General features: G+C 69.3%; 7 protein-coding genes. 3 read left to right on the forward strand and 4 right to left on the reverse strand.

From position 1 onward, the window contains the following. The first annotated feature begins 1 nt into the window (after position 1). From ABEB28_RS14740 to ABEB28_RS14750, 3 genes are all read left to right on the forward strand, one after another. Positions 2–1972, forward strand: coding sequence for an acetoacetate--CoA ligase (locus ABEB28_RS14740; protein WP_345728614.1), 1971 nt, complete (start codon positions 2–4; stop codon positions 1970–1972). 19 nt (positions 1973–1991) lie between these two features. Next, entirely contained in the window at positions 1992–2327 is a 336-nt protein-coding gene (locus ABEB28_RS14745) for a metallopeptidase family protein (protein WP_345728655.1), read from the forward strand. A gap of 76 nt (positions 2328–2403) precedes the next feature. Further along, positions 2404–3132: an AIM24 family protein gene (locus ABEB28_RS14750; RefSeq protein ID WP_345728615.1), complete on the forward strand. Its 729-nt coding sequence runs from the start codon at positions 2404–2406 to the stop codon at positions 3130–3132. Positions 3133–3204: 72 nt separating this feature from the next. On the opposite strand, the gene ABEB28_RS14755 is transcribed toward ABEB28_RS14750, so the two are convergent. The 4 genes from ABEB28_RS14755 to ABEB28_RS14770 all read right to left on the reverse strand — a co-directional run bounded on the left by ABEB28_RS14755 (position 3205) and on the right by ABEB28_RS14770 (position 6244). Beyond that, positions 3205–3969, reverse strand: a complete 765-nt coding sequence (locus ABEB28_RS14755) for a hypothetical protein (RefSeq protein WP_345728616.1) — start codon at positions 3967–3969, stop codon at positions 3205–3207. A 178-nt stretch (positions 3970–4147) separates the two neighbouring features. Next, a complete protein-coding gene (locus tag ABEB28_RS14760) occupies positions 4148–4762 on the reverse strand; it encodes a histidine phosphatase family protein (protein WP_345728617.1) in 615 nt (204 codons plus the stop codon). A gap of 8 nt (positions 4763–4770) precedes the next feature. Beyond that, the gene (gene pheA, locus ABEB28_RS14765; RefSeq protein ID WP_345728618.1) at positions 4771–5706 is read right to left on the reverse strand and encodes a prephenate dehydratase; all 936 of its coding nucleotides are present in this window, start codon (positions 5704–5706) and stop codon (positions 4771–4773) included. Positions 5707–5782: 76 nt separating this feature from the next. Continuing rightward, complete coding sequence (locus ABEB28_RS14770) at positions 5783–6244, reverse strand: hypothetical protein (RefSeq protein ID WP_345728619.1); 462 nt, start codon at positions 6242–6244, stop codon at positions 5783–5785. Positions 6245–6791 lie beyond the last annotated feature (547 nt).

Genomic DNA, 6791 nt, shown 5'->3' on the forward strand with positions numbered 1-6791 from the left:
CATGGACGTCACCGAGGGCGCTCTCCTGTGGAGCCCGAACGACCAGGTCAAAGTCGGCGCCCGCATCACTGCGTACCAGCGCTGGCTGGGCCGGGACGGCGACTACGACGACCTCTGGCGATGGTCCGTCGACGACCTCGAGGGCTTCTGGAACTCGATCTGGACCTACTTCGACGTCCTCGGCACCCGCGCCGACGGTCCGGTGGTGACCGGCGGGGAGATGCCGGACGTCCACTGGTTCGCCGGCAGCACGATCAACTACGCCCGCAACGCGCTCCGGCACGCACGAACCCAGCCCGACCGCGTCGCTCTGCTTGCCGCTGACGAGTCCGGCAATCGCCGCCCGATCACCTACCGCGAACTGGCTCGCGAGGTGGCCCGGGTCTCCGCCGGCCTGCGCGCCCTCGGCGTCGGCCGGGGTGACCGGGTCGCCGCCTACCTCCCGAACGTTCCGGAGGCCGTGATCGGGTTCCTCGCCACCGCGAGCCTCGGCGCGATCTGGTCGTCGTGCTCACCCGATTTCGGGGTCTCCGCGGTCGTCGACCGCTTCGCGCAGATCGAACCCGTGGTGCTCCTCGCCGTCGACGGCTACCGCTACAACGGCCGGTCCTTCGACCGGCGCGACGCGGTCACGTCGATCGCTGCTGCCCTGCCGAACCTCCGCGCAGTAGTGCAGGTTCAATCCGATGACTACGCCGTCCGAGGCACCGCCGCAGTTCACCCAACCACCGTCACGTGGGCTTCACTCGGCGCCGACACCGACCTCCAGGAGCCGGAGTACACCGACGTCCCGTTCGAGCACCCGCTCTGGGTGCTCTACTCGTCCGGCACCACCGGCCTGCCCAAACCGATCGTCCAGGGCCACGGCGGCATCGTCCTGGAGCACCTCAAAGAGCTCTCCTTGCACGTCGACGTCGGCCCGGACGACGTCCTGTTCTGGTTCACCACCACCGGCTGGATGATGTGGAACCTGCTGGTCGGCGGGCTCCTCGTCGGCTCGACCGTCGTGCTCTACGACGGCAGCCCTGCGCACCCCGACCCACTTGCGCTCTGGCGCGTGGCGGCGGAGGCCGGGATCACCCACTTCGGGGTGAGCGCGGCGTTCCTCACCGCGGGCGCCAAGCAGGACCTCCGCCCCGCCGAGGAGTTCGACCTGTCGGCGCTGCGCTTCGTCGGCTCGACCGGGTCGCCGCTCCCGCCGGAGGGCTTCGCCTGGGTGTACGAGCGGGTGGGCGCCGATGTGCTGCTCGGATCGATCTCCGGCGGCACCGACGTGTGCACGGCGTTCCTCGGCTCGGTGCCGCTGCTGCCGGTGCACGCGGGGGTGCTGCCGTGCCGGCACCTCGGCGCGAAGGTGGAGGCGTACGACCCAGCGGTGCCGGACCCGCCTTTCCGGCCACTGATCGACGAGGTCGGCGAGCTCGTCGTCACGGCGCCGATGCCGTCGATGCCGGTGATGTTCTGGAACGACCCCGACCGGTCCCGGTACCGGGAGGCGTACTTCGACGTCTTCCCCGGCGTCTGGCGGCACGGCGACTGGGTGCGGATCCGCCCCGACGGTGGTGCGGTGGTGTACGGACGGTCCGACTCGACGCTCAACCGGGGCGGCGTGCGGATGGGAACGGCCGACTTCTACCGGGTGGTCGAGGGCTTCGGTGAGATCGCCGACTCGCTGGTCGTCGACACCGGCCACCTCGGCGCCGAGGGCCGGCTGCTGCTCTTCGTGGTGCCCGCTGCCGGGGAGACGCTCGACGATGCCGTGATCAGCCGGTTGCGCTCGACGCTGCGCTCGGAGTTGTCGCCCCGCCACGTTCCGGACGAGATCCGGGTGGTCCGCGGCGTCCCCCGGACATTGTCCGGCAAGAAGCTCGAGGTACCGGTGCGGCGAATTCTGCTCGGCGCGGACCCCGACCAGGTGGCCAACCGCGGAGCCCTGGTCGACCCGGACGTGCTCGACGAGTACCGCCCTTAGGCTGGTGCCCGTGGTCGAGATGAGCCGGGAGCGCTTCGAGGAACTCGTCGGCGACGCGCTGGACGCGATCCCGGCGGAGTTGCTCGACCGGATGAGCAACGTGGTCGTCCTGGTCGAGGACGACGCCCCGGAGCCGGGCTTGCTCGGTCTGTACGAGGGCCATGCGTTGACCGACCGCGGCTGGGATTACGCCGGTGTGCTCCCGGATCGGATCACGATCTACCGCAACCCCACGTTGCGGATCTGCGACACCGAAGAAGAGGTGGTCGACGAGGTCGCGATCACGGTCGTCCACGAGATCGCCCACCATTTCGGCATTCCGGACGAGCGGCTGCACGAACTGGGCTGGGCCTGAGGAACTCCTGTGTCCTGCCGCTGCCCTGGTGGCTGACGGGTTCTACTCTGAAGCCACGGTCAGTGGAGGGAAAACCATGCGCTCTGAATTGTTCGCCGCCTCGAACATGGAGCAGGAGTCCGCACAGCCGGGCCTGCGTCTGCAGAATTCGAAGCTTCTCAAGGTGGAGCTGCGCGGCGAAGTCTTCGCCCGGGTCGGTTCCATGGTCGCGTACCAGGGGAACGTGCAGTTCCAGGCCCAGGGGTCCGGCGGGGTGAGCAAGTTCCTGAAGCAGAAGCTCACCGGCGAAGGCGTGCCGCTGATGAAGTGCGTCGGCCAGGGCGACGTCTTCCTCGCGGACGCCGCTTCCGACATCTACCTGATCGACCTCGAGGGCCCGCACGACGGTTTGACGATCAACGGTGCGAACGTGCTCGCGTTCGAACCCACGCTGCAGTGGGACATCAAGATGGTCCAGGGCGCCGGCATGTTCTCCGCGCAGGGCGCGTTCAACACGGTCTTCTCCGGCCAGGGTCGGATCGCGGTGACGTGCAAGGGCACGCCGGTCGTCCTCCGGGTCGACCAGCCGACCTACGCGGACCCCCAGGCGGCGGTGTGCTGGTCGGCGTCGCTGCAGACCGGGTACCACCGCGCCGACCAGCTCGGCCTCGGGACGCTGCTCGGTCGCACGACCGGTGAGGCGTTCACGATGAGCTTCGCCGGTCAGGGCTTCGTCGTCGTGCAGCCGTCCGAGCAGCCGGCCGGTTTCGGCGCCGGCGGCGGTGGCCAGCAGCAGCAGGGCGGCCTGGGCAGTCTGTTCAGCTGAGCCGACCGCTCACCCCGAACGACAGCGGGCCGCGACCTCTCCGGAGGCCGCGGCCCGAGTCGTTCGTCGGTGTCAGTTCGGCGCGCAGTTCCCGCAGCGGCGCCACTCCACCTGGTCCGCTGCCGCCACCGCGTCACGACCGGCGTCGTCGAGGAGGCAGCAGGTGAGGCACGGCTGGCCGTAGGCGGGCAGTGTGTAGGCGTAGCAGCAGGTACGTCGCAGCAGCAGCGGACGCCATCCGTGGCCTTCGTCCAGCTCCGCGATCTCCACCAGGGCGTCGACGCCGGCGGGCAGTATCGAGAGCAGCTGACGCACGGTGTCGGCGCGGTCCGGGAGCAGCGCCGGGTCGGCCGTCGCGGCGGGGTAGCCCATCGACTGCGCCACGGTCCCCCACAGCGGTCGCGGGCCTCCGCCGCGGAGCGAGCGGAACGCCTCGACCGCGGGCAGCAGGTGGTTCTCGACCAACGTCCGCCGAAGGACGTCGAGCAACGCCTGGTCGGACTCCACGACCGAGACACCGGACTCACCGGCGATCGGGTCGTCCGGCAGCACGGTGTAATGCAGCGAGAGGAATTCCAGCGTCGGTTCGCCGCCCGGTTCGGCGGAGACGGACACCCGACTCGGCGAGACGTCGACCACGCGGCGCTCGGTGACCCAACGGCCGACGGCGACCTCGATCAATGCCCAGGTGTAGGCCTTGAACGCCAGTGCCGACGCGACCGGGAACCGCGAGCTGCCGTGCTGCTCGCCGTAGCGCGCGATCCAACTCCGGAGCGCGGGGGGATCCGCGAGCAGCTTCACCGCGGGTCGGGGCGCGACCGAGGGCGGCAGCGTCATCGCGCGACCCCCGCATCGAAGCACCCTCTGGACCTAGTCATGAGGTTAGGTTAGCCTAACCGCACCAGAGAAGGAACATCTGGGGTACGAGGGGAGCCGTACCTAGTTTGTCACCTTTGGTACGCCCGGCCGGGTGACTCAGCCCCGCCCGGCCGGGCGGATTTCTCGGTCGACGCCCCTAGAAGCCTGGCTGGAGCCCGCCCCAACTGCGGCAAGCCCAACGCCCGTCTTCCTCATCGAGCACAATATGCCCGGTATTCGGTAAATGATGCGTCAGGGCCCACGTAGGCTCGATGTGGGCGAGTCGAGACACGGCTAAGCGCGTCGCCGCCCCGTGGGTGACCACGACGGCGGTACCAACGTCCAGGCCCAACACCACCTCGTCGAGCGCTCCTAACCAGCGTTCCAGTACCTCGGCACCGGATTCTCCGCCGCCGGGGCAACGGACCTCCAGCTCGGCCCGGACCAGCCAGGACGCATAAACGTCGTCGAACGCCTCGTGCGCCTCGGCGTCCCGCCGGTCGTGGAGATCACCGAGGTACGACTCCCGGAAGCCGTCGTGCACCTGTACCGGGAGATCTCGGGACACCGCGAGCGGCTCCGCCGTCTGACGGGCACGGAGCATCGTCGACGACCACACGGCTCGTACGTCTTCGTCGGCCAGCGTGGCCACGAGCTTCTCAGCCTGCTCCACTCCCTGTGCGGTGAGCGCGGGCCCGGGAACGGTGCAGTGCAAGCTTCCGACGGCGTTGGCTTCGCTCTGTGCGTGCCGGACGATGATCAGCCTACGCAACGCCGGAATCACACCTCACCGGCGCGGACGCGTTCCAGCCACGCCGCAGCGTCGGCGAAGTCGTCGTCCGACGGCTCCGCGCGTCCGTCACCCTCGTGGTCGGCGCCGGCTCTGGGGTAGGACCCGAGGAAACGCACGTCCGCGCAGACTCGCCGCAGGCCCATCAGCGCCTCGCCGACCCGGGCGTCCTCGATGTGGCCGTCGCAGTCGAGGAAGAAGCAATATCTGCCCATCCGCTCCTTCGTCGGACGCGACTCGATCCGGGTCAGGTTGATCCCGCGCACGGCGAACTCGGTCAGCACCTCCAGGAGAGCTCCGGTGCGGTCGTGCGCGATGAAAGCGACCAGCGATGTCACGTCAGCGCCGGTGGGCGCCGGCGGACGACCCGGGCGAGTGACCAGGACGAAGCGGGTAACGGCCGACGCGTTGTCCGCGACGTTGACGGCCAGCTCAGCCAGCTGGTGACGCTGCCCGGCCACCGGCGCGCAGACCGCACCGTCCCAGTCACCCCGGAGGACACCTTCGGCGGCGTCCGCGGTCGACGGCGAAGCAACGAGCTCGGCGCCCGGGACGTTCTCCCGCAACCACCCCTGGCACTGAGCGAGCCCGTGGGGGTGGGACGCGACGGTCTTCAGCGACCCGATGTCGGCACCGGGAGCGGCGTACAGGTTGAAGGTGACCGGAAGCAGGACCTCGCGGTTGATCATCAGCAGATCCCCGCGGACCAGCCCGTCGAGGGTGGGGGGCACCGCGCCCTCGACCGAGTTCTCCAGCGGAACCAGAGCGGCATCCGCTCTCCCGTCCCGCACCGCCCCGAGCGCCTCGGGCACCGTCACCATCGGAAGAAGCTCAGCGTCGGCTGCGCCGGGGACCAGACGCAACGCTTGCTCGGCGAACGTGCCGGCGGGTCCCAGGTACGCGTAACGAGTGAGCACACCAGACATGCCCGGAGCCTATCCGGCCGGGCGCGCCGTCCGAGACGACATTTCCGGCTTGCCGGGCCGGGTCAGCCCAGGCGGGTCAGACCCGGTGGAAGAACGTCAGCGAGCCCAGTACCGCCCCACCGACGCGGAGCGGCGTCGCGATCGCGTCGAGCGTCCACGTGTTCGCGCCGGACCGGATCCGCATGAGACCCCGGGCCAGCGCACCGGTCGACAAGGCGAAGAGCGGGGGGATGCGCTCCACCTCGTCGGGGCGGAGGCGCATCCGCGCGGCACTGAAGTCGATGAGGTCGATGACGTCCTCGAGTAGTCCGCGCCCGACGAGACCGTCGCGACGCGTCGAGACGCCCAGGGCGGTATGGCAGTTCGAGGAGGCCGCCAAGACGACGCCGTCCCGGTCGAGTAGTAGGCAAGGCTCCTCGGCCTCACCGACCGCTTGCAGCCATGCTTCCAACGGCCGGGCGCCACCGACGAGTCGTAACGTCGGGACGACATCCGGAGCTACCTCGGTGGAGGCAACGGACATGTCGATGTGGGCCATGTGGGCGTGAGCCCTCCTCCCGACGGACCGCCGGCCGACGCGCCGCGGGCACACGCCCGGGCGGTATCGACCGGATCACAGCTGTGGGCGGAACTACCCGTCTGCCGTCCGAGGAAGCCGGTGGGTTCGACTCGCTGCGGATTCGATGTCCGTGTATCTCCATACGCCCACCACCAGAGTAGACGCCATCACAGCATGCGTGCAGAGGAGCGACAAAGAGTGGCGTCGCACTGGAGGGCCGTCTCGCCCAGTGGGACGGACTCGTCACATCCTGCGCACTAGTCACTCTGGAACTCATGAGTTTGAGCTCGCGTCCCAGTCTCGGACGACTGGATCGATTGCGGAATCCGCGAAATAGGGCCACATCGGCCAAAGAATTCTTGAACCCCGTTCAAGAATTACGACCTGGTGGACCCGGTGACCGACTAGTCCTCACCTCACGGCCCCGTGGAGCCCCGCCGAACGGAGGATGAGCGAGGTTTCCGTCGCCACCGTCAGGAGTAGGCCGGCGCTCCGGATTGGGTCCGGAAACGGCGAAGAGCCGTCA

The organism is Cryptosporangium minutisporangium (assembly GCF_039536245.1).
Classification (GTDB): Bacteria; Actinomycetota; Actinomycetes; order Mycobacteriales; family Cryptosporangiaceae; genus Cryptosporangium; species Cryptosporangium minutisporangium.